General features: G+C 41.6%; 22 protein-coding genes and 2 pseudogenes. 9 read left to right on the forward strand and 15 right to left on the reverse strand.

Features of this window, described 5'->3' with window-relative positions:
- The first annotated feature begins 18 nt into the window (after positions 1-18).
- Positions 19-240, forward strand: coding sequence for a 50S ribosomal protein L31 (gene rpmE, locus MF1_RS05810; protein WP_014924496.1), 222 nt, complete (start codon positions 19-21; stop codon positions 238-240).
- Between the two features lie 294 nt (positions 241-534).
- Here the strand turns inward: rpmE and MF1_RS05815 are convergent, their stop codons facing one another.
- From MF1_RS05815 to tkt, 5 genes are all read right to left on the reverse strand, one after another.
- Positions 535-1,566, reverse strand: a complete 1,032-nt coding sequence (locus tag MF1_RS05815; protein ID WP_161510664.1) for a class I fructose-bisphosphate aldolase — start codon at positions 1,564-1,566, stop codon at positions 535-537.
- 77 nt (positions 1,567-1,643) lie between these two features.
- Entirely contained in the window at positions 1,644-2,837 is a 1,194-nt protein-coding gene (locus MF1_RS05820) for a phosphoglycerate kinase (protein ID WP_161510778.1), read from the reverse strand.
- A gap of 346 nt (positions 2,838-3,183) precedes the next feature.
- Positions 3,184-4,206: a type I glyceraldehyde-3-phosphate dehydrogenase gene (gene gap, locus MF1_RS05825; RefSeq protein WP_014924499.1), complete on the reverse strand. Its 1,023-nt coding sequence runs from the start codon at positions 4,204-4,206 to the stop codon at positions 3,184-3,186.
- 1 nt (position 4,207) lies between these two features.
- Positions 4,208-4,369, reverse strand: a complete 162-nt coding sequence (locus tag MF1_RS05830) for a hypothetical protein (RefSeq protein ID WP_434061852.1) — start codon at positions 4,367-4,369, stop codon at positions 4,208-4,210.
- A 4-nt stretch (positions 4,370-4,373) separates the two neighbouring features.
- The gene (gene tkt / locus MF1_RS05835; protein ID WP_161510665.1) at positions 4,374-6,380 is read right to left on the reverse strand and encodes a transketolase; all 2,007 of its coding nucleotides are present in this window, start codon (positions 6,378-6,380) and stop codon (positions 4,374-4,376) included.
- A gap of 324 nt (positions 6,381-6,704) precedes the next feature.
- On the opposite strand from tkt, the gene MF1_RS05840 reads away from it, so the two are divergent.
- Positions 6,705-6,980, forward strand: a complete 276-nt coding sequence (locus MF1_RS05840) for a DUF4164 domain-containing protein (protein ID WP_042995495.1) — start codon at positions 6,705-6,707, stop codon at positions 6,978-6,980.
- Positions 6,981-6,992: 12 nt separating this feature from the next.
- Complete coding sequence (locus MF1_RS05845) at positions 6,993-7,370, forward strand: cell division protein ZapA (RefSeq protein WP_161510666.1); 378 nt, start codon at positions 6,993-6,995, stop codon at positions 7,368-7,370.
- Positions 7,371-7,989: 619 nt separating this feature from the next.
- Here MF1_RS05845 and MF1_RS05850 read toward each other — a convergent pair.
- From MF1_RS05850 to MF1_RS05865, 4 genes and pseudogenes are all read right to left on the reverse strand, one after another.
- Positions 7,990-8,354, reverse strand: a pseudogene (locus MF1_RS05850) (pyruvate kinase); the annotation flags it as partial.
- Positions 8,355-8,374: 20 nt separating this feature from the next.
- Positions 8,375-8,557 (reverse strand): hypothetical protein, encoded by a 183-nt coding sequence (locus MF1_RS05855; protein WP_161510667.1) that lies wholly within the window; start codon positions 8,555-8,557, stop codon positions 8,375-8,377.
- A gap of 29 nt (positions 8,558-8,586) precedes the next feature.
- Complete coding sequence (gene pyk, locus MF1_RS05860) at positions 8,587-10,023, reverse strand: pyruvate kinase (RefSeq protein WP_161510668.1); 1,437 nt, start codon at positions 10,021-10,023, stop codon at positions 8,587-8,589.
- The gene (locus MF1_RS05865; protein ID WP_014924505.1) at positions 10,020-10,553 is read right to left on the reverse strand and encodes a DUF1036 domain-containing protein; all 534 of its coding nucleotides are present in this window, start codon (positions 10,551-10,553) and stop codon (positions 10,020-10,022) included. The genes pyk and MF1_RS05865 overlap by 4 nt, the downstream gene beginning before the upstream one ends.
- Positions 10,554-10,799: 246 nt before the next feature.
- Here MF1_RS05865 and MF1_RS05870 point away from each other — a divergent pair, with 246 nt between their 5' ends.
- Entirely contained in the window at positions 10,800-11,057 is a 258-nt protein-coding gene (locus tag MF1_RS05870) for a DUF2312 domain-containing protein (RefSeq protein ID WP_042995616.1), read from the forward strand.
- Here the strand turns inward: MF1_RS05870 and MF1_RS05875 are convergent.
- From MF1_RS05875 to MF1_RS05885, 3 genes are all read right to left on the reverse strand, one after another.
- Entirely contained in the window at positions 11,054-12,895 is a 1,842-nt protein-coding gene (locus tag MF1_RS05875) for an ABC-F family ATP-binding cassette domain-containing protein (RefSeq protein WP_161510669.1), read from the reverse strand. The two genes, MF1_RS05870 and MF1_RS05875, sit on opposite strands and share 4 nt — an antisense overlap.
- On the reverse strand, positions 12,895-13,293 hold the full coding sequence (locus MF1_RS05880) for a YMGG-like glycine zipper-containing protein (protein WP_161510670.1): 399 nt from the start codon (positions 13,291-13,293) through the stop codon (positions 12,895-12,897). Before MF1_RS05880 ends, MF1_RS05875 begins: the two co-directional genes overlap by 1 nt.
- 103 nt (positions 13,294-13,396) lie before the next feature.
- Complete coding sequence (locus tag MF1_RS05885) at positions 13,397-14,032, reverse strand: thiamine diphosphokinase (RefSeq protein WP_014924509.1); 636 nt, start codon at positions 14,030-14,032, stop codon at positions 13,397-13,399.
- A gap of 142 nt (positions 14,033-14,174) precedes the next feature.
- On the opposite strand from MF1_RS05885, the pseudogene MF1_RS05890 reads away from it, so the two are divergent.
- Positions 14,175-15,709: pseudogene (locus MF1_RS05890) on the forward strand (M48 family metalloprotease).
- An 804-nt stretch (positions 15,710-16,513) separates the two neighbouring features.
- Here the strand turns inward: MF1_RS05890 and MF1_RS05895 are convergent.
- Positions 16,514-17,425: an RNA polymerase factor sigma-32 gene (locus MF1_RS05895; RefSeq protein ID WP_011179842.1), complete on the reverse strand. Its 912-nt coding sequence runs from the start codon at positions 17,423-17,425 to the stop codon at positions 16,514-16,516.
- Between the two features lie 574 nt (positions 17,426-17,999).
- Here MF1_RS05895 and MF1_RS05900 point away from each other — a divergent pair.
- The 3 genes from MF1_RS05900 to MF1_RS05910 all read left to right on the forward strand — a co-directional run bounded on the left by MF1_RS05900 (position 18,000) and on the right by MF1_RS05910 (position 20,820).
- The gene (locus MF1_RS05900) at positions 18,000-19,568 is read left to right on the forward strand and encodes a hypothetical protein (protein ID WP_161510672.1); all 1,569 of its coding nucleotides are present in this window, start codon (positions 18,000-18,002) and stop codon (positions 19,566-19,568) included.
- Between the two features lie 20 nt (positions 19,569-19,588).
- On the forward strand, positions 19,589-19,927 hold the full coding sequence (fdxA, locus tag MF1_RS05905; RefSeq protein WP_011179844.1) for a ferredoxin FdxA: 339 nt from the start codon (positions 19,589-19,591) through the stop codon (positions 19,925-19,927).
- 308 nt (positions 19,928-20,235) lie between these two features.
- A complete protein-coding gene (locus MF1_RS05910) occupies positions 20,236-20,820 on the forward strand; it encodes a CarD family transcriptional regulator (protein WP_011179845.1) in 585 nt (194 codons plus the stop codon).
- A gap of 487 nt (positions 20,821-21,307) precedes the next feature.
- On the opposite strand, the gene rpmF is transcribed toward MF1_RS05910, so the two are convergent.
- Positions 21,308-21,487 carry a 50S ribosomal protein L32 gene (gene rpmF, locus MF1_RS05915; protein WP_004857790.1) on the reverse strand — a complete coding sequence of 60 codons (180 nt, stop codon included), beginning with the start codon at positions 21,485-21,487 and terminating at the stop codon, positions 21,308-21,310.
- A gap of 445 nt (positions 21,488-21,932) precedes the next feature.
- On the opposite strand from rpmF, the gene MF1_RS05920 reads away from it, so the two are divergent.
- Entirely contained in the window at positions 21,933-22,838 is a 906-nt protein-coding gene (locus MF1_RS05920; RefSeq protein WP_042995497.1) for a polyprenyl synthetase family protein, read from the forward strand.
- 65 nt (positions 22,839-22,903) lie between these two features.
- On the opposite strand, the gene ispG is transcribed toward MF1_RS05920, so the two are convergent.
- Positions 22,904-24,145, reverse strand: a complete 1,242-nt coding sequence (ispG, locus tag MF1_RS05925; protein ID WP_161510673.1) for a flavodoxin-dependent (E)-4-hydroxy-3-methylbut-2-enyl-diphosphate synthase — start codon at positions 24,143-24,145, stop codon at positions 22,904-22,906.
- Positions 24,146-24,261: the final 116 nt, after the last annotated feature.

The raw sequence follows: 24,261 nt of genomic DNA on the forward strand, positions 1-24,261 counted from the left end.
AAGCAGAAGGTTTGCCGTATGAAAGCGAATATTCATCCCAACTATCACAGGATTACCGTTGTTATGACGGATGGCTCCCAATATACAACGCGCTCCACCTGGGGGAAAGAAGGAGACACCCTTAATTTGGATATTGATCCAAGAACGCATCCAGCCTGGACAGGTGGAGCTCAAACATTGGTAGATCATGGTGGTCGTATTTCTAAATTTAAAAATCGTTTTGGTAATTTGGGCATGTAAAAACTTATTTCCGATTGTGAAGGGTGAAAAGGTGGCGAACAAAGTGATACAAAACTTTCAACCAGGTGATTCGTAGTGAAAGCAATTGATCTGTTTTGAACCTTGAGAAAGATGCACCTTTAGAGCTTTTAGAGTTGAGGATTTTAGTAAAAAAGAGTATAAAAATGGGATATCCTGCCTTAAGCCTTAAAGCGGGTTTTTTTATGTGTCAAATGAAAATGCGTATTGATTATACAGGGTAGGTAGTTTTATTGCATTGAAGCATAGCTTTTAAAGCACAAGCTTTATTATTCTTCAGGCGCAAGACCTTTCCTGTTCCTTTGTCCATTTTCCTAAAGCGGCAAGATGATTCATCCGTGCGCGATGGCAAAAAGCCTTTTGCGCAAGAGCAATATTTTGGTGGTGGCTACCCCATGCTTTCAAAGCAGCCGCTTGCAATGCTCGTCCATAAGAAAAGGTCAATTTCCAAGGCAATGTCCCCAAAGCATTCATAGCCGACAAATGGGCCGTTGCTTCTTCATCGGACTGCCCTCCGGAAAGAAACGCAATTCCTGGAACAGCAGCAGGAACAGTCTGTTTAAGAACGCGAACCGTTTTTTCAGCCACTTCTTCAACAGAGGCAGTTCGTGCATCTTTTCCATCAATCACCATATTAGGTTTCAAAATCATGCCCTCGAAAAGAACCCGTGCCTCAAACAATTCTTTAAACACCATGTTTAAGACAGCTTGTGTGACTTCAAAGCAGCGCGTAATTGAATGCTGACGCGATGCGCCATCCATCAACACTTCCGGCTCAACAATCGGCACAAGACCTGCTTCCTGACACAAAGCAGCATAGCGCGCGAGAGCTTGTGCATTTTGGCTTATTGCCCCTTTTGTCGGCAGAGCATACGCATCAATCGCAATTACCGCGCGCCATTTAGCAAAACGCGCTCCTAAAGCATAATAATCTTTTAAACGCTCACGAAGACCATCTAACCCTTCTGTGATCATTTCTTGAGGAAAAGCCGCTAATGGTTTGGCACCAGTATCGACTTTAATACCTGGCAAAGCACCTGCATTACGAATAAGATCCGTCAACATTTGCCCAGTAGATGCTTTTTGACGAAGTGTTTCATCAAATAAGATCACACCAGAGATGGCGCTTTCCATAGCTTCTTTTGCTGTAAAAAGCATTTCACGATAGGCGCGGCGATTGTCTTCGTTGGATTCAACACCAATGCTTTCAAAACGCTTTCCAATCGTAGCGGTACTTTCATCTGCTGCCAAAATACCTTTACCTGCACAAACTAAAGCCTGTGCAATATCTCCAAGACATTCATTCATAAAAAATTCCTCTTTTCTGTCTTCATTTCCAAAAGTGAGCAATGCACCAGCATAGCTTACACAACACAAGTTATTCGTTAAGCCTGCCTGAGAGCAAAAATACCGGGAAGCACCTTGCCTTCCATCCATTCTAAAAAAGCTCCCCCTGCGGTTGAAAGATAAGTGAAATCATTGGCAACACCAGCGTGGTTAAGAGCAAAAACCGTATCTCCCCCTCCAGCAATTGAAACACATTTCCCTGTCAAGCTGCATTCTGCTGCATGACGTGCAACTGCAATCGTTCCTTGATCAAAGGGAGACATCTCAAAAACACCAAGGGGGCCATTCCACACAAGGGTAGCAGCTTTATCAATCACTTCATTGATATGCGCAATGGAGCGGGTACCAATATCCAAAATCATTCCATCATCAGGAATATCTCCAATATCATAGAGACGATGCGGTGCATCTTTTTCAAAGCGAAACCCAACCACTGCATCCACAGGGAGTAGAAGCGTACATTGGTGCTCTTGTGCTTTTTCAATGACTTTTTTTATCGTCTGCATTAGTGCATGTTCACACAATGACTTACCAACATGGATACCTTGTGCAGCTAAAAAACTGTTGGCCATGCCACCGCCAATCACCAAATAATCGACCTTTTCAACTAAATGATTGAGCACAAAAAGCTTACTGGAAACTTTTGCACCTCCAACAAGTGCGACCACTGGACGCCTCGGATTGTCAAGTCCTTTTTCCAACGCCTGCAATTCACATTGTAAAGAGCGCCCCGCATAGGAGGGCAACAAATGTGTTATTCCCTCCACCGAAGCATGGGCACGATGAGAGACTGAAAAAGCATCATTGACATAAAGATCCCCATTATGGGCTAAAGCTTCAGCAAAAGAACAATCATTTTTTTCTTCACCTGGATGAAAACGAACATTTTCAAGCAGCAAAAGACCACCATTTTGCAATGCCTCAATTGCTGTCTGCGCTGCGACACCGACACAATCCGGTGCAAAAGCAACTGGTTGGTTGATTATTTTTTCCAGCACTCGCACAACGGGGCGTAGCGAAAATTCTGGCTCCCCCTGTCCTTTAGGGCGACCACAATGGGAGAGAAGAATAAGCTTAGCACCACGTTTTTGAAGCTCAAGGAGTGTTTCTTTATGCCGTTTGAGGCGGGTTTCATCGCATACCTTACCTTGCGACATTGGCACATTAAAATCGACCCGCACAAGAACACGTTTCCCAGTGACATCAACATCATCAAGTGTACGAAAACCCATCACTGCTCCCTCTTCATTTTCTGTTGTTTCAAACAAAGCACCTGCCCAACTTTTTCTCCACTCAACCTGCTCTTTGTTTTTACGCAAAGAAATCCGCTATAGTCTGTATTATCTCAACCTTTGTCTCGTTCAATCTTATTCTTTTAAATTTCGCTCTTTCAGGTGATTAGAAACACCATACATTACGGACCAACCCAAAACGACGATAAAATGTATCACTAATCCCTGGACAGCATTTTCTCTCTCTAGCCACCCGAACAACAGCCCTTACCCCGTCTTTTTTCAAAAAGAATGCGCCTTAACTTTCTCTTACAAAAACCTGACTTTCTGTTGCAAAAAAGGACCTTCAGGTCCTCTCTTCGTACACTGTCTTGGCAAAAGCCACAGCCGTATCAGCCATACGGTTTGAAAAACCCCACTCATTATCGTACCAAACCAGAACACGACAGAGTTTACCATCGATCACCTTCGTTTGATCATTGTGGAAAATAGCTGAATGTGGATTATGATTAAAATCACAACTCACGAGCTTTTCCTCCGTATAGTCCAAAATTCCTTTGAGCGCACCTCGTGCAGCAGTGCAAATAGCCGTGTTAATTTCTTCAACCATTGTGGAACGTTTAGCGGTAAATGTCAAATCAACAACGGAAACATTAGGGGTTGGAACACGAATCGACACACCGTCGAGCAATCCTTTCAATTCTGGCAAAACCAATCCCACAGCTTTAGCCGCCCCTGTTGACGTAGGAATCATAGAGAGAGCCGCAGCACGTGCACGATAAAGATCACGATGCATTGTATCCAATACAGGTTGATCACCTGTATAAGAATGGATTGTTGTCATAAAGCCCTTTTCAATACCAACCGTGTTGTGCAAGACTTGCGCAACAGGCGCCAAGCAGTTGGTTGTACAAGAAGCATTTGAAACAACCCTATGTTCTTTGCTCAAAGACTGATGATTAACCCCATAGACCACAGTGAAATCTGCACCTTCAGAAGGTGCAGAAACAAGAACACGTTTTGCACCCGCACTCAAATGCGCACTTGCTTTGTCACGCGCAGTAAAAATGCCTGTACATTCCAAGGCAATATCAATATCCAAAGCCTTCCAAGGCAATTGTGCTGGATCACGCTCTGATGTCACCTTTATCAAACCGCACCCGACATCAATGGCATCACCCAAAACCTGAACACTACCAGGGAAATGCCCATGGACTGAATCATAGCGCAACAAATGGGCATTGGTTTCCACCGATCCCAAATCATTCACTGCCACCACCTGAATATCTTGGCGGCCACTCTCCACAATAGCACGCAAAATATTGCGTCCAATACGACCAAACCCATTAATTGCAACGCGAACAGTCATCTCACATTTTCCTTATCGATCTTTTAGAGTGCAACAAATGGGTATTGATTTCCACCGATCCCAAATCATTCACTGCCACCACCTGAATATCTTGGCGGCCATTTCCCATAATGGCACGCAAACTCTTGCGTCCAATACGACAGATCCATTCATTGCAACGCAAACAGTCATTTCACATTTTCCTTATTGATCTTTTCAAGCTCTTTTTCAACGGTAGCGACCACATTCTCACAAGTAATGTCGAAATGTGCATAAAGCGCATCAATCGTCCCACTTGCACCAAATCCCTCCATGCCAATAAATATACCATCACTCCCAATAAAACGGTCCCATCCTTGCCGAATGGCAGCTTCAATGGCAATTTTAATTGGTGCATCACCAATGAGGGCACGCTGATAGGAAAGAGATTGTTGAGCAAAGAGTTCAAAACAAGGTACAGAAACCACACGCGTTGGAATTGCGTTTTCTTCTAACAGCGCCTGTGCCTTTACTGCAATTTGCAATTCTGATCCGGAAGAAAACAAAGTAACTTGCGCATCATCACTGGCTGTTAGCAATTCATAAGCACCGAGCATACAGAGGTTTTCTTTTTCATATTCTTGACGCAAAAGCGGTAAATTTTGTCGGCTCAAAGCCAAAGTGGAAGGTGTATTGCGTGCTTTCAAAGCCAATTGCCAACACTCAACAGTCTCCATAGCGTCCGCGGGTCGGAAAACAAAATGATTGGGAAGTGCACGCAATGCAGCCAAATGCTCCACTGGTTGATGGGTCGGACCATCTTCACCAAGACCAATGGAATCATGGGTCATGACATAAATCACCCGTAAACCCATGAGAGAAGACAAACGCATTGCGGGACGCATATAGTCAGAAAAGCATAAAAAGGTTCCGCCATAAGGAATACAGCCTCCATGCAGAGCTAGACCATTCATCACGGCTCCCATTGCATGTTCGCGAATTCCATAATGCAGATAGCGACCTGAAAAATCTTCAGCAGAGATACTTTTCATCTGACTGCTTTTTGTATTATTAGACCCGGTTAAGTCAGCAGAACCACCAATGGTCTCAATAACGGTTTCATTAATAACTTCAAGAGCCATTTCAGAAGCTTTACGAGTTGCAACGCAAGGACAATCTTCGACTAGCTTTTGTTTATAAGCATCGATAGCGCCATCAAATCCGCCCACAAGATCACCGCGCATCAACCTTTCAAACTCTACCCGTTCTGACAGAGGAAGATCTGCAAATTTTTCTTTCCATTTTTGTCGTTTTTTAGCGGCATTAAGACCAGCCAAGCGCCAATTATCGAGAATATCGGCTGGAATAACGAAAGGTTCAGCCTCCCATCCTAAAGCGATACGTGTTTCAGCAATTTCGCGCGTTCCTAAAGGTGCCCCATGGACTTTATTGGTTCCAGCTTTATTTGGTGCTCCAAAGCCAATGGTTGTTTTACAAGCGATCAAAGTTGGTTTATCGGAATTTTGTGCAGCTTCAATAGCACGAGCGATTGCTCCTTGGTCATGTCCATCGACTTTGTATGTATTCCAACCAGACGCTTTAAAACGTGCCATCTGGTCAGTACTGTCAGCAAGAGAAATCTCTCCATCGATGGAAATATTATTATCATCCCATAACACGATAAGCTTATGAAGTTTTAAATGTCCAGCAAAAGAAATGGCTTCTTGGGCAATTCCTTCCATGAGGCATCCATCACCAACCAGCGCATAGGTATAATGGTTGATGATATCGCCAAAACGTGCATTCTGCAAGCGCTCACCCAACGCCATTCCCACGGCATTAGCCAATCCCTGCCCAAGGGGACCAGTGGTTGTTTCGATTCCCGCAGCGTGCCCATATTCTGGATGTCCAGCAAGCTTTGACCCTATTTGGCGGAAATTTTTGAGATCCTCAAGTGAGATATCTTCATAACCAGAAAGATACAAGAGAGCATAAAGCAACATAGCCCCATGCCCAGCTGACAACACAAAACGATCACGGTCGGGCCAATGAGGATTTTTGGGATCATGGGCAAGGAACTTTGTATAAAGAACGGTAGCAATATCGGCTGCCCCCATTGGCAAACCAGGATGGCCAGAATTCGCTTTCTCAATTGCATCAATAGCAAGAAAACGGATAGCATTAGCCATCTGATTTTGTTGCTCGGTATTTATCATGAATGAGACCACTTTATCAAACGCGTTATTTTGTCGCTTCTTCCGTATTCTCTTAATTTTTTCAGAAATACTTTTCAGTTTATTTAAATCGTCAGCATGAGACTTCTTACGGACACTTCAGTAATATTCCCACACATCTCTTATGCACACATACCATTTATGCCAATACTCTCAAAAAATCCAGCTTTTAATTTACATGTTTCCCCTGCTTTGCTTGCTAAAATGTCTTACATACTTAAAAATAAAATCAACATAAGATATGAGTGATTCGTTTTTGCATAAAGAACCGATAAAGGATATACACACCCAAAGGATTTAAACATCATGAACCAGGAAACTACGGTTCTACCACACGCTTTAGAGCAATTGGAAAAAGCACTAAGAACCTTAGAGATCACCATTATAAACCACAATGCTGTTATTGAGAAAAACAATGAATGGGAAGAAGAAATTCAACGAATGAACGCTGATCGTAGCCGTCTTGCCCAAGCACTGGATAAAGCCGAAGCCCAAGTGGAGCGGCTAGAAGCAGTAAACAAAGAAGTTTCCAAACGTTTGATTAAGGCAATGGAGACGATTCGTGTCGTAATTGATAGATAAAGGTTTGAATGCATGGAAACCGTTTCCGTCACCATTGATGGTAAAGTTTATCGTATGGCTTGCGATAAAGGGCAAGAACGCCATCTCATTGAGCTTGCGGCTCGATTGGACCAGTATATCACCCATCTGAAGGAAAATTTTGGTGAAATCGGTGATCATCGTTTATCGGTTATGGCCGGTATTATGGTTATCGATGAAATGGAAGAGATAAAACGAGAAAATAAAAAATTACAAGAAGACTACGAGGCTCTTTTACGACTAAACAATGAAAGAGATCATGCCATGGAAAGAATTATGCAAGACACAACACAACGCATTGAAAAGCTCACCAATCAATTGCTCAAAGATAACCAAACTAGCATTGATATTCAAAAACAGGAAAACCTTTAAACGCACACTTCAGTTCTAAACTAACCAGGGCTATAACGTCCAAAGACCGGCATAAAGGGGTGTAATTGTGGTTGCATCATTGTGAAAAAATCGTGTAAATTGCAAAAGCAAAAGATAAAAGAACATTCTCTAAAAAAGAAAAAGCACTGCTCGTGCCTCACTTAAACTGCCGTAACTCCTTCAAAACTTCTTTCCGTGAATGATATAATCAAAATCTATTGGGAATCGCCATCTTTCATGAAGGGACAAGCGAGCACTGTCATTATATTCACGGGCACAAAATGTTGCTACTACTCTTAACCTTTAGCCGGTTCATAAGAACCCTATTATTTATTCCTTTTTCAAACAGTTTTTATGCCCCTGTCGATTCCTCTTCTGACAGATAAGAAAATTATTTTTTTGATTCTGAATGAGAAAATTTGAAATGAGAAAAACTTCCTGGATTCGGATCTTTCACTTAAGATGCAAAATGATGAATTATCATTATAAATCAAAATATTGAACGTACAGAGATAAATTAGGAATAGATAAAGCTGTTCGAAAAGTACCTAAAGACAGAGTGGAATATATAAAGAACTGTGCCTGATACAATATAAGCAACACTCGCTGCCAATTGAAACGTTCCAGCAACCACACGATACTGAATAGAATGATCATAACACACTTCAGCGCATAGTTCCAGCCTCCCATTATCAATCAACAACCGATCACCGGGTTTAACAGCTGCTAACACTTCGCTGTGCGGAAAAAAACACGCTGTACATCACCAAGAACATCATGATCATCCAATGTAAATTTTTGCCCAACACGTAAATCCTCTTGCCCTTTAACAAAACAGCCGACATGCAACTTAGGTTCCTGGAGATCCACGAAAATACCGATTGGTCAGCGAACGGTTTTTTCGACCTTCCGGATTCGCTTCACCAAATCACACATTGTTTTAAGATCTGTGTGACTCATATTAAGACGAAAAACATCTGTTCCCGTTGACTCTGGTGCAAATGTTATGCACCAACCACAGCAGCATAAGTGCGATCTTGCTCGATTTGCTGGGCGATTCGGTCCATCATCAGCACGGCTTTTTCAGTATAAAAACCAGACATGCATGCAGCAGACAACACGAAAGCCAGTTGCTGTGCTTTCACGATAGATGATAAAGCAATAATGGGTATGCTCTGGTCGGGCACTCCCCCAAAAATATCACTCGTGTGAACATTCAAACGCCCTTTGTTCCATCTTGAGAAACAGAAGCGATGCGCAGTAAATTCGTAGAGCCAGGTTTTCCAAGCGGGACGCCAGCTGTCACAAGGAATCGATCTCCTCCTTGGCAAAAGCCTTCTTGAAAAGCGATCGCCGCTGCACGATCAACCATATCCTCCAAATCCCGAGCATCTTCGGTAACCACACAATGAAGCCCCCAAACCAAAGCCAGTCGCCGTGCTGTTTTCACGATCGGCGATAAAGCAATAATGGGTATGTTCGGACGCTCACGAGATGTGCGCACACCCGTTGTGCCTGAAGCAGTATAAGCAACGATGGCTGCCAATTGAAGCGTTTCGGCGATCTGACGCGCTGCAAGAGAAATTGCATCTGTTCCTGTTGACTCTGGCGCAGGGTGTTGTGCATCAACTATAGCGGTATAAGTGCGATCTTGTTCAATTTGCTGGGCGATTCGGTCCATCATCAGCACGGCTTCTTCAGGATAAAGACCAGATGCTGATTCAGCAGACAACATTACAGCATCAGTTCCCGCATAAACTGCTGTAGCGACATCAGAAACTTCTGCCCGTGTCGGAACAGATGATGTAATCATTGATTCGAGCATTTGCGTAGCCACAACGACAGGTTTCCCCGCTAAACGACAAGCTTTTATAAGTTCCATCTGAATGGCTGGAATCCTCTCCAACGGTACTTCCACTCCGAGATCTCCCCGTGCAATCATAATACCATCGGAAACATCAATAATTTCTTCTCTATGCGCCAAAGCTTGAGGCTTTTCGATCTTAGCCATCAAAGACACTTTGCTTTTTGTCAACTGGCGCACTGATATAATATCTTCCGGCCGCTGGATAAAAGAAAGAGCAACCCAATCAACAGACTGTTCCAAAACTGCCTGAAGATCAGCCTTATCCTTTGGCGTCATTGGACAAAAAGGCAAAACCGTATCGGGAAGACTAACCCCTTTTCGATCAGAAATATGGGTTCCAGCAACCACACGACACTGAACAGAATGACCGTAACACACTTCAGCGCATAATTCTAGCCTCCCATCATCAATCAATAACCGATCACCGGGTTTAACAGCCGCTAACACCTCGCTGTGCGGAAAAAAAACACGCTGTACATCACCAAGAACATCACGATCATCCAATGTAAATTTTTGCCCAACACGTAAATCCTCTTGTCCTTTAACAAAACAGCCGACACGCAACTTAGGTCCCTGGAGATCCACTAAAATACCGATTGGTCGGCGAACGGTTTTTTCGACCTTCCGGATTCGCTTCACCAAATCACACATTGTTTTACGATCTGTGTGGCTCATATTAAGACGAAAAACATCTGCTCCCGCCATAAAAAGCTTCTCAATCATCGAAATGGAAAAAGAAGAAGGGCCAAGAGTAGCAACAATTTTTACTTTACGCGCACGCTTCACGGTGAAGAATCTCCTGAAAGAATGGGAGGCTGGACAACCGAATCGTTGAACAAAGACGTATCCGTCAACTGAACCATCCAACTGGTTTGATTGCCTGTATCAATCTCTTTAAACTCAGCCTTTTGATACCCACGAGGAAAACAATCATGAACCCCTTGAATGGTAAATTGGCTGTCTTGCACACACATGGTCACCGAACCTAGCCAGCTCCCTTTTTTCTGTGCACCCTCTGCATAAAAATAATAAAACCGCGAAGAAAGAGGCCCCTCGATCAAGGTTTTACACCCTGTAACTGGCACCGTCCACCATCCTTCACTTACCCAACCTGAAAGCGTACGATAACCAAGGGCGACGCCAACAGGCTGTTGAGTCGTATTACAAACCCGGAAATCAGCTTTTGCAAAATTAACAAGTGGGAACAAGAGTAAAACACTCACGAGAAAAACCCCAAGTCCTCTCTGAAACACCCCTGTCTGTTTTCTGGCAACCACAAAACCGCCTTTATGACGTAAACCATTAAAACAAAACATACATCCCTTTTCTTCTCTGTTTTCAAGAACTTTCCAAGTGTTTAAGTGTATATAGGTATATCTTTGTTCTTTTCTGCTCCTTATCACCTTTTTGTCAATGCACACACCTCAAACTTTTACAAAATATTTAAAGTCAATTTGTAAAAAAGTGTACAGCCTGATTCACTTTTTGTTCTTCAGGCTTCCTCAACACAACTCTATTGTCGAAAAAACAGCTTAAAACAGAGAATCCGGAGAAAAATGCAAATGAACACAGTAACCGATCAAACACATTCTATATCCGTAAACCAACTGCGTGCTTTTATCGAACGCATTGAACGGCTAGAAGAAGAGAAAAAAACTATTTCTGATGATATTAAAGAGGTTTATGCCGAACTTAAAGGCTCTGGTTTTGATAGTAAAGCTGTTCGGAGCATTATACGGTTGCGCAAAAAAGAAGAACATGAACGAATGGAAGAAGAAGCGGTTATCCAACTCTATAAAAATGCGCTCGGCATGAGTTAATGTAGGTGGGTTTGCTTCTCTCTTTCTTCGCGTAAAAGTTCAAGTTCTAACCATTCATCTTCTTTTTGCGCACAAGAATTTTTCTTTTCTTCCAGTTCTACCGATAAACGCTCGAAACGCGCTTTATTGCAACAATACAACGTAGGATCAGAGAGTTCTTGTTCAATTTTTTTAATTTCGTTTTGCAGAACAGCGATTTGTGCAGGCAGTTTTTCAAGTGCATAAACCTGTTTGTAAGACAATTTACGCAATGTTGTTTTTTCTGGTGAGGATTGATGTTTTGTCTGACTTCGCATACGAGGCTTTGGCAGCTCTTTACGCTGCGAAAATTCTTTATGCTGTAACAATGCAGCTTGCCTGGTTTGTGCTATCATATCACTATAACCGCCCGCATACAAAATCCAATGACCATCACCTTGAGGTGCCAACGTATGGGTCACCGTTCGATCTAAGAAATCCCTGTCATGGCTCACCAACAACACTGTCCCAGTAAAATCGGCAATAAATTCTTGCAACAAATCTAATGTCTCCATATCCAAATCATTGGTCGGTTCATCAAGAATCAAAAAGTTTGCAGGTTGTGCAAGAAGCCGAGCAAGCATGAGACGAGCTCTTTCTCCCCCTGATAATTCTTTGAGTGGTGTGCGGGCTTGTTCGGGCAAAAATAAAAAGTCTTTCATATAAGAAACGAGATGCCGCTCTTGCCCATTGATCACAAGCGTATCACCCCTACCACCCGTTAAATACTGTGCTAAAGTTTCTTCTTTATTGAAAATGCGCTGTTGATCAAGCAATGCCATGGAAAGATTATATCCATGCTTCACCGTTCCAACATCGGCCGATTCTTGGCCAATCAGAACAGACAACAATGTTGTTTTTCCTATACCATTTGGCCCAACCAGACCGATCCTATCACCACGTTGAACGCGCAAAGATAAATCTTTTACAAGAATGCGATCGCCATAAGATTTTGAAATCCGCTTTGCTTCAAGCACCAATTGACCAGAATCGTGACTTTTCGCAGTTGTGAAGAGAACATTTCCAGGTGGATTTTTATAGGTTTGACGATGCTGCCGTAGTTCTTTTAACGCATCCAAACGCCGCACATTCCGTTTGCGCCGCGCTGTCACCCCATAGCGCAACCATTGTTCTTCCCGCGCAATCTGTCGAGCCAATTTGTGTTGATTTAAAGCTTCCTCTTCAAGGACCTTATCGCGCCAATTTTCAAACTCCAAGAAAGGCTTTTCTACTCTTTTGGTGGTGCCCCGATCAATCCATACTGTTGAGCGCGTCACATTTTCTAAAAATCGTCGATCATGTGAAATAGCCACAACGGCCGACCGTAAAGAACATAAAGTCCTTTCGAGCCATTCAATAGTTGGTAAATCAAGATGATTGGTTGGTTCATCCAAAAGAAGAACATCGGGTTTTGCGGCAATCGCCCTTAATAATGAAAGGCGTCGCTTTTCACCCCCTGAAAGGGTTGCCAACTTTTCGGTTCCTGAAAAACCAAGATTTGTGCGAAGTGTATTTAGCCACTGCGCATCAGGTGCATTGTCCCGACCAGCTTCCACGTAAGCGTGAACATCTTCAAAGCCTGAACAATCGGGGTTTTGTGATACATAACGAACAGTAACCCGAGGATGGCAAAAAATCTCCCCTTCACTTGGTTCTATCATTCCAGCGGCAATTTTTAACAGCGTCGATTTTCCACAACCATTACGGCCCACCAGAGCGATACGGGCACCTTGCTCAACCGATAAACAAGCTTGGTTGAGCAAGGGCGTTTTTCCAAAGGCTAGGAAAATACGATCAAGCCGCAGCAGCGGTACCGCCATTAACGGCTACGTTGCAGACAAGGTGCCTGATACATTACACCTTTTTGATCACGGTAAGTACACAATTGTGGCACTTGCACTTTTTGAGCACAAGGTGCTTGGTAAACCCGACCTTTATGATCACGATAGGTGCACAGTGTTGACTGCTGCATCATAACCTGAGATTGTTGTCTTTTCTGATTTGCCGCAGCCCCTGTTACTGTCCCTGCGATTGCTCCAACTGCTGCACCTGTAAGCGCTGCTCCAGGAGTGCTTCCAGCAATTGCTGTTCCTGCCAAAGCACCTATTGCCGCTCCTCCCACACCATAACGTGCAACTCTCTGATCATTAACAGAACAAGCCACTGAACTTAAACCAATGGCTGAAACGACTACTACTTTCAAAATTGATTTTAACATATAAAAACCTCTCCTTCTCAAGATCAAAACATAAGTATATTATTCACGCTGGCACTTCATCACTTATCTCCCCCTTGCATTCATTAAATATACTGGAAGAGTTTTATGGAATAGGTACAGATGCCAACAATATAGCTTTTCCAGAACATAAATGACAAGAGAAGGTTCCATAAATACGGTTAGAAAGTGTTAAAGAAGAGCCAAATGACACATTTTTACCACAAATAGGCCATTTCACACCTGAAAGGGTTAATCCTTTTAAATCAGAAAAACCGATGATACTAAACAAACACCCAGCAGGCAAATCACACGAAAAAGGCTTTGGCAAAACCGGCCACCCTTCTTCACGACCGCTGGTCAATAAAACTGAAATGCCTTTTTCTTCCATCATCAGTGCTTGCGTCATATGAGAAAGGCTATGATCGTTTCTTTCACCTCCAAAAGCACCACACAAAATAAGCTTTTTGGCACCCTTTTGTAGAGCTCTCTCACATGCCAGTGCACTATCGGTCATATCTTTATCAGTGGGAAAAACTTCACGGGGAACATCCCCATATTCGCATATTAAAGCTTGATCAGAGGAATCGAAATCCCCCAACCACAACTCAGGGATCACATTCAGCGCTCCAGCATGCCGTATTCCACCATCGGCCGCAATCACTCGGCTCTTATGAATTTGCTTACGCAAACGATCGGTGATAAAAATATCTCCATTTAACAATATTGTAAATGTTGTCATGACAGATTATGCCTTTGTATAATACTTTCCTTGTAGAACATTTTTGTATAAAAATAACCGTAATAGAGCCGAATGAATCCTTTTCAAAAAACTTCTTCCCAAAGAATTTTTTTTATTTTAGAAACATATAATAAAGATACGAATGAAATTTGTTAAAATACAATCAGAAAAAAAGTGTACACTCGTCAGAGGCACCCAATTTTTCAACGAACATTCTTTTTTCGTACCAACATGTATAAAGTATCTTTGATAAGCTTCATGCTTCTCCTTTCTGCGTGTTCTACGCGTCCATCTCTCAATAAGATGCTCTCTTCTTGGGATTTTTCTACAAAAATAAAAAGCACCTCTAAGAACGATATCTATGCCACATTAAGTGTGAGACAACACCTCCGTATTTTGCAAATCCATGGTGGTGCATATTATGATCCAAAACTTGAACGCATGTTAGCAAATATTGTGCGTAAACTCACTGTTGGATCACAAAATTCTCACCAAAGCTATTCTATAACAATTTTAAACTCGCAGAATGTCAATGCATTTGCTCTCCCCAATGGCTCTATCTACATAACGCGCGGCATGCTCGCATTGGCCAATGATTCTTCAGAAGTTGCAGCAATTTTATCCCATGAAATAGCCCATATCACTGCCAATCACGGCATTTTACGCCTGCAAAAAGAAGCGGAATTGAAGATGACAGAGCGCATGTCACAAAATCTTTTCTCCCACGCCGGAAAAAAACTTCAAAAAACCATTGAAGACAAGCAACAACTTGCACAATTTTCACGCAATCAGGAACTCCAAGCCGATTCAATTGCACTCGAAATGCTCAACCAAGCAGGATTTGATCCGTTTGCTTCTCCACGCTTTCTCCAATCACTGGAAGCGTATAGCATTTTTCGTAATATCTCAGGCACTACAAGTAATTCCTTAGATTTTCTAGCAACCCATCCAACCACCCCGCAACGAATTCAACTTGCTATAGAAAAAGCGCGTAAAATCAGTGCAACGAACATTGGAAACACTGACCGTGATTCTTTTCTCAAGAGCATTGATGGCATGATTTTTGGGGGGAACTTTTATACAGGTTTTGTGCGAGAAAACCAATTTATTCACCCGCAATTGCGCGTAACTTTTTCCGTTCCAAACAATTTTACAATAGAAAATTCAATGCACACTGTTTGGGCCAGTGGCCCCAGTAAAATTGCCATTCGTTTTGATGCAGTACCACTTCCTGCAAACATGTCTGCAAGCGATTATTTGAAGAGCGGATGGATTGCAGGACTGGATGAATCGTCAGTTCACCCAATTACGCTCCAAGATCTACCTGCAGCCCGTGCCCGTGCTACCAATGAACAATGGCAATTCGATGTGGCCGTCATTCTGTTCAACAATCACATCTTTCGCTTCCTCACCGCTGCCCCCCATCATTCTCAAAACTTTGAAGCTGTTGCCAAAAGAACGGTACAAAGTTTTCATTCCCTTTCAACATCACAGTTAAACAAGCTGAAACCTTTGAGAATCCGTGTTGTGCGCGTTAAAGAAGGAGAAAACGTTGTAAGCCTTGCGAATAAAATGCAAAATACACCACACAAAGAAAAATTCTTTCGCATTCTTAACGGACTCTCACCAACACAAACTTTACACACAGGTACAGCCGTTAAAATTATCACGCAGTAAATATACAGCCTTCTTCATCGTTTTCTGCGCTCCTGATTCGCTTCTGTTTTTTATTATCCTCGGCACTCTTAGGCATTTACTGCACTGATCCGGTTGCACTTCGAAACCAGCTTCATTGTGCTCTCTCCCCTCCAATGACACATACCTAACTTCAAGCTTTAAAAATTGTAGGTTATCACTGGACCCAAGTTACATCGAATTTTAAAGATGAAAGGACGAAAGAAAAAAACCTGTAATTTCCTTACAGTGATGTATCTTTACAAAGACAATGTGAAGTTTTCTCTCCTCCATTCATCCCTGCAGCTAAATCCCTTGTGAATATGATGAATATGTTTCGTACACTATCGCAAATAATGGCTTTATATTCCTTTTAGACTAGAAAATGGAAAACGTACGCGCGACATTGTGGACTCGTTTTAATGAATTAAAAATAAACCACCGGTCACTGCCGATGGTTTAAATAAAAGAGAAAACATTGAGTAGATAATTTCCAAATTCTTTAAAATTAAATATCCACCAAAAACATTAAAATGAATATTAAATTAAAAAACCTACTTAATCGTATTAAATATGCAAATCAAAACTTAGCACCAACATTAAGTGCTGAAGCGGCAAATGCATTCGACCCTCGGAGTCTGTTACCATTAAAAACATTCCTAAAATTGACAGAGAATTCAACACATGGAAAGAGAAAAACTTCTTAACCTCAGCAAAAAACTTAATGAATCTATCGTAAAATTTAATGTCTCTTTTTAATACATACCCACAAAATCAAAAATAATTTTCCCAAAAAACCTTAACTGCTTACAGATCATAGGCATCTGCAGGATTAACCATAAGGAGGGCAGAACGCAGCTTTTGCAAAGCCCGTGCTTCAATTTGGCGCACGCGCTCTTTCGAAATTCCCAATTTTTCACCCAAAACTTCCAAAGTAGCGCCTTCTTCATTTAAGCGACGGAAACGAATAATTTCAAGTTCCCGTTCATTGAGACTTTGTAACGCATCATGAAGCCATTGTGTCCGCCGTTGACTGTCAATCACTTGCTCAATTAAAGCATCAGGAAGAGGACTATCATCCACAAGCGCATCCATTTTAGCAATCGGATTATCACTGTTTTCAGACACAGAAACGCTTAATGAATTATCAGAGCTAGAAAAACGGAAATCCATTGTTTCAACATCACGAACGGAAACGCCAAGCCTTTCAGCGATTGTGCGAAAGATATCTTGTTTTGTCAGAGCGTTATCATCTTGGACCAATTTTGCTCGCAATCGCCGAAGATTAAAGAAAAGCGCTTTTTGCGAAGAACTGGTTCCTCCTCGAACGATTGACCAATTTCGTAAAATATAATCCTGAATAGAAGCACGAATCCACCATGTAGCATAAGTCGAAAAACGTACCTCCCGATCAGGCTCGAAACGCGCAGCCGCTTCCAACAGCCCTACATAGCCTTCTTGCACCAAATCCCCCAATGGCATTTTGAAACGTTTAAAACGGTTAGCAATCGCAATCACCAAACGCATATGAGCGGCTGCAATTTGATGCATAGCATCATCATCGCGTTTGTCTTTCCATCGCAGAGCCAAATCATGCTCTTTTTGCCGTTCAAGATAAGGCGCTTGCATTGCAGAACGCATCATATTGCGTCCCAAACTTTTATCTGCATCGCTATAATTTTTGCTACTTTTGTAAACAGCATTTGAAAGATTACCCATAATAACCCCTTGCGATTAAAATTATTAAAGTTGATTTGGCAACGACATCATCGTTCTCTCTGAAAAGAACGTATAGGTTGTTTATTTTATATACACTACTTTAACGTGTATTTTTATAATCGCAATTGTTTTTTTCAATTGTTTTTTATTGTCATCGTAAAACGTCTTGTCATAAGACACAGTTTCAACTGACAAAACCGCGATATAGCGCCCCTCACCCTAAGAAATACGCGAAAAAGCTTTCTTCCCACATGTTCAAAACAGAACTATAAAAAATAAAAAGATCACATAAAGCAGCATCTGTTTTATTTGATTTTCGGCTTATTTGTCTTTTCAGTAAAAAATTTATTTATGCTTCTAGCTTTACAAAACAACCAATACGTGTAACGAACATGTATAAAGCATCCAAACTGAACAAAAAATGAATGAAAAAGGAAACACCTAAAGTTAAAGTGGCAAAAAAACAACAAGAATGATTGAAGCAAATGCACCAAACGTGTTAAAGGAGCAACATAATTGTGGAATTGTCGAGAATAAGCTTTTTACCCGCGTAGCACTAAGAAAGAAAATGATCATGGATAGTAAGATTGTTCAAAAGAATGATATTCTTATTGAAAAAGATGGAAATGGTAAGTTTGAAGGTTTTCGTTTTTATGCCAACAAGAACAATACCGATGATCAAGTAGCTGATACGCAAAGTTTAGCAGATAATGAGAATTTGATTCTCGCTTTTTCCAAACGCGCAATGCGTTTTTGTGCTTCAGCCAATGGAGACTTTACCCTCAGTTCTAACGGAATTGTGCGCTGGATTGGACAACCTGTGGGGCAACTTATTGCAACAGAAGATTTTTTAAAACCCAAACTGATTGTTTTAGCAGATACCCAATTAACGGGAGAAGCCCGGGACAACGTAGTGAAACGATTAGAGCGTTTTGTCACCTTTCATTTTGAAACGAACTTAAAGCCACTGTTTGATTTGCGCAATGCCGATAGCTTGACGGATTCAACAAGCAGTCTTGCCTTACAACTTGTTAACTCTTTAGGAATTATACCTCGGCGAGAAATAGCCGATGTTGTTAAAAATCTTGATCAAGAATCGCGCGCAGTGCTCCGGCGGTTAGGTGTCCGTTTTGGCGCTTTTCATATCTATATTGCAGGGATGCTTAAACCAGCTCCGGTCCAGGCAATTACACTGTTATGGAATCTCCAAAATGAGGGTCATAACCAAACTGGTGTCAATGAAATTTTTGCCGCGTTAGCAGCTGGACGGACTTCCTTGGTTATTGATCCTACGTATAACCGCCAATTTTATCAGTTAGCCGGTTATCGGATGTTAGGCCAACGTGCTGTACGGATTGATATTTTAGAACGTCTTGCTAACCTAATCCGTTCTGCAGTTCATTGGAAACAAGGGGATGAACCCAAACCTGATGGAGCTTATGATGGTAAAAGTTTTTTTGTAACTCCAACAATGATGTCCATTCTTGGAGCCAATGGAACCGATATGGAAGAAATTTTAAAAGGTCTTGGTTATCAATCGCATGCCTGTAGCAGTACTGTTTTTGAACAAAATCTTCTTCAAAACAAAGTCTCTACCCATACATACACGACGGCACAAGAGGTCCCTGCGGCAGAATACGTTGGCGATCTGTGGCAAAGAATAGGCATATCACAAACAACACAGGGAGAAAAGGGAGCTTTACCCACTTCCGTTGAAATGCAACCCGATAAATTCAATACCGAAGATTGTTTATCGGCAGCTGAACCTGTTGGCGATTTTGCCAAACAAAAATGCATTGCAGCAGAAGAGAAAATTGTTTTACTATGGCGTTATAACAATCATTTTCACCACCACACACAAAAAAAACGTGATAAATCTGGACAGAGGTGGCAAAACAAACAAAAAAAGGCTTCGAAGAAATGGACAAGCGCACAGGAAGACAACTCTCGAGAAGCCACATCACACACTAGAAACTCTCATAAGTCAAATAAATCGCACAGTAAACGCACAAACAATCAATCATCTCAGAGAGAAAGGCGCCCTAATCCTGATTCACCTTTTGCAAAATTAGCTGCGCTACGCGATCAACTTATAAAAGACAAAGATAAAAACGCACATATACTTTCTTCCAAAGGTCACTGAAATAAAAATGGAGTTCGAGCTTGGCCTATGTAATAACTGACAATTGCATTCATTGCAAATATACTGATTGCGTTGAAGTGTGCCCCGTTGATTGTTTTTATGAAGGTGAAAATATGCTTGTCATTCATCCCGATGAATGTATCGATTGTGGTGTCTGTGAACCAGAATGCCCAGCGGAAGCCATTAAACCTGATACAGAGCCGGGGCTTGAAAAGTGGCTAGAGCTCAATCTCCATTATGCGACCAAATGGCCTAATTTAACCACCCGAAAAGACCCTCTTCCTCAAGCAAAAGAAATGGATGGCGTTGCGAATAAATTAGAAAAGTATTTTTCAGAAAATCCAGGAAGTGGTGAATAATAACGATACAGCACACATCAAACGGCTTCAAAAATTGAGATTATTCTATTGTAAAAACAAAAATTCCTAAGCGAAATGATTGATTCTTTTCAATTTTGATGTTAGTGTTATTTTAACATGATCATCTTTCTAAGTATTTTTCTTTGCTTTCTTTTTGTAAAGTAGGGTATTTTTTGTTGGATTTAAAAGTACTTAACTTTTATGCTCATTAAATTCGTGTAATATACTTGGTCAAAGAACACTCAAAGTTCAGGCTTTTAGTCTGTTTTCCGGTACATTTGTTGGTCATAAAGGGAGTAAACTAAAATATGGCATCCCAACATAGAACGTCCTCCAATGCTAAGGGATTTGCAACCTCTGAATATATCGTCTACCCTACCCATGGAGTAGGGCAGATTATAGCGATTGAAGATCAAGAAGTTGCAGGACATAAATTAAAACTTTTTGTTATTCATTTTGCTAAAGATAAAATGGATGTTAAAGTACCAATTGCAAAAGCTATTTCCGTTGGAATGCGCAAATTATCCGCTGTTGATTCCGTTGAACGAGCATTAAAAATCTTGCATGGGAAAGCGCGGGTTAAACGAACTATGTGGTCACGCCGTGCTCAAGAGTATGATGCTAAAATCAATTCAGGAGATCTTATCTGTATCGCTGAAGTAGTACGCGACCTTTTTCGTTCAAATCTACAACCTGAACAATCTTATTCTGAACGCCAACTCTATACTGCTGCACTTGACAGGATGGCACGCGAAATTGCTGTTATTAATAGTCTTTCTGAAACAGAAGCAGTCAATCTCATAGAAATGCATCTTTCCAACAAACCAAAGTGCGAATTTAAAACCAAGAGTGATGAAACAAATGCAGATAGCAAAGCTGTATATGCCGCATAATAAATTGCAAGACATTTTATAAGAAATCTACCAAATTTCCCCACGCAATAATATATTGATGGAATTGAACACGACATACACGAAATGAGATGTGTGATCTCCATCTTATGATAAAATTGATCTTTCTATTCTTGCCTTTATCGCTATTCACCGAATACACTTTTAAGAAGGTTTTTGAGGAAAATGATTCCGTTACCAAGCTTATTTCATTGACACTGATAAGAAAAAGAGAGCTCTTACCAGCCCCTCACACAAGGACCACTCCCCTATACCACTCCCCTATAAAGTGCAGGCACGCATTCAAATTATCACTCAAGATGATAAAAAAGTTTGTAAGAAAACCCTATACACAACTAGAAAATCTTGTGCTTCGCTATCTCTTTCAGAAAGATAACCGAAAAGAGCATCTCACCTATGTATTCATTTGCCCTGTGCATTCATTTTCCTATAAATCAAATGAATTTTCACAGGTAAAGAGACAAAAATCTCAGTCCTTAGGGGGCAAAACTGAGCGCCCGCGATACATTCCGGTTTTCAAATCAATGTGATGAGGGCGACGCAGCTCACCAGAATTTTTATCCTCGATATAAGTCGGCGCCTTAAGGGCATCAGCCGAACGGCGCATACCCCGCTTCGATGGAGAGGTTTTTCGTTTAGGTACAGCCATAAAGAGACACTCCAAATCCATTAAAATAGAAAAAGCAATGTCAAAAACGACAATGCTTTTATTAAAAAATATCATAAAATTTGATGGCGTTATACACTGATTAAAGTCTTTTGACTAGACGTTCATTTAATTTTTTGTGTGGCTTTAACAGGGGCTCCGGCATACAATAGGTTTAAGTATAAATAAAGAGAAATCGATTTTTTAATAAAGAGTCTATGCAATGTGCATAAAAATGTTGAAGCAATCAAAGGTCTATACCTCTTGTTTCTCTTAACGATAGCTGAAATTCAGGACTCGTGGAGCATATTGTTGATATTCAGAGAAGCAGGGATAAGTGCATTTGGAAAAATGCATGTTTATAATTGATGAAAACAAGAAAGAATTATAGCTTTTATTATGCTCTTAACTTTAAAATCTCATTTTGCAAAAAATAAAGGAAGCAAGAATGTATGAATTTACCACCCTTCTTGCAAAACACGCCCACAGTGTTGAAAGGCGACTTGACACACTATTAAGTGATCAAGTCCAAAATGGTGAAATTTCCCGTCCTGAGGCCTTAATAAAAGCCATGCGCTATGGTGTGTTGAATGGTGGAAAGCGTCTGCGTCCTTTTCTTGTTATTCAAAGTGGTGCACTCTTTGATATCCCTGCTGAATACTGTCTCGACGTCGCAAGTGCTTTAGAATGTGTCCACTGTTATTCGCTCATTCATGATGATCTTCCCGCCATGGATAACGACACACTCCGACGTGGACAACCCACTGTCCACATAGCATTTGATGAAGCCACAGCAATTCTGGCAGGCAACGCCCTCTTGACTTTTGCTTTTGAAATCATTGCTCATAAAGCCAGTACACTCCCCTTTGAAACCAGAATCAAACTGATCACAGCTCTTGCACAATCAGCAGGACTTGGCGGCATGATAGGCGGACAAATGCTTGACCTAGAAGCAGAAAAAAAACCACAAGATAGCACCATCAGTATTCTGACTCTCCAACACATGAAAACAGCCGCTCTTATAAGCTTTGCTTGCCAAGCAGGAGCGATCATCGGCAACGCTTCCAAAGAATTAACCGAAAAACTTGCTGCTTTTGGAACCTATCTTGGTTTAGCGTTTCAATTGACAGACGATCTTCTTGATATCACCGCCAGCACTGAAATCCTAGGGAAAACCGCTGGTAAAGATGAAACGGCACAAAAAGCCACTTTTGTTCGTCTTTATGGTATTCAAGAAACACAAAAAAAACGAGATGAACTCATCGCTAAAGCAGAAGCGCTTCTGCTGCCTTTTGGCACCAAAGCAAAACCACTCCAACAAGCAGCCCATTTTAGTGCAACACGCAAAAATTAAGAAGCCTTGTCACCAACGTCGAAACACAAAAAAGGAAGCAAACAGAACAAAAGCTTTTCTTTGTTTCAGTCTTGTCCAAAGCGTGTATGAATATAGTGACTTAAGAGAGATTCAAATTCTTCCGCAATATGGTTGCCCCGCAAAATCTTCACCTTCTGGCCCTCAATAAAAACAGGTGCTGCTGGACTCTCACCTATTCCAGGCAATGAAATCCCAATATCAGCATGTTTTGATTCTCCCGGTCCATTAACGATACACCCCATCACCGCAACCTTTAAACTTTCAACGCCAGGGTATTTTTCACGCCACACCGCCATATTTTTATATAAATCCGCTTCAATTTTTTGTGCCAATTGCTGAAACACTTTTGAAGTGGTGCGCCCACATCCAGGGCAAGCCGCAACCACAGGAAAAAATTGCCGAAATCCCATGACTTGTAAAAGCTCTTGAGCAACTTTCACTTCCCGTGTCCGATCTCCACCGGGTTCAGGTGTTAATGAAATACGAATCGTATCGCCAATTCCTTGCTGCAACAAAATCCCCAAAGCCACGGAAGAAGCAACAACACCCTTTGTCCCCATCCCTGCTTCTGTCAATCCCAAATGGAGCGCATAATCACAACGCTCTGCCAAGGTGCTGTAGACAGCAATGAGATCTTGTACATCACTCACTTTGGCAGAAAGAATAATTTGATCACGTCCCAATCCTATCTCTTCAGCCCAAACGGCTGAATGAAGAGCGGACTGAACAACAGTTTCCCGCATGACTTCAGCGACAGATAAGGGCTTTGTTTGCTGAGCATTTTCATCCATAAGCCGTGTCAATAACACATTATCAAGAGATCCCCAATTCACTCCAATACGAATAGGTTTACGATACCGACAGGCAATCTCAATAATTTCCGCAAACTGACGATCCTTTTTTGCACCAAAACCAACATTTCCAGGATTGATCCGATATTTTGCCAGCGCCTCAGCACATGCAGGATGTTCTGATAAAAGCTTGTGGCCAATATAATGAAAATCCCCCACCAATGGCACAATAAAGCCTAAGCGTTCCAATCGCTCCCGTATTTTGGGAACAGCAGCAGCAGCTTCATCACGATCAACGGTAATGCGAACCAATTGCGAACCTACCTGCCAAAGAGCAGCAATTTGTGCTACTGTTGCATCAACATCAGCAGTATCAGTGTTGGTCATTGACTGAACAACGATCGGATTATGACCACCAACCATCACATCGCCAATCGTAACGGCAATAGACTGGCGACGCTCGAGAGGTTTAGATAAAGAATACGCTGTGCTCATCAAATCCTCAAATTTTCAAAAACCCGCCGTTATCTGATCATTCTTTATGGCAACACTTGCCAGAGTACAATTTAAAAAAATGAATTAAAGAAAATTCTCTCATTGCGCCAAAGCTC

Origin of the sequence: Bartonella quintana (assembly GCF_009936175.1) — a bacterium.
GTDB lineage: Bacteria > Pseudomonadota > Alphaproteobacteria > Rhizobiales > Rhizobiaceae > Bartonella > Bartonella quintana.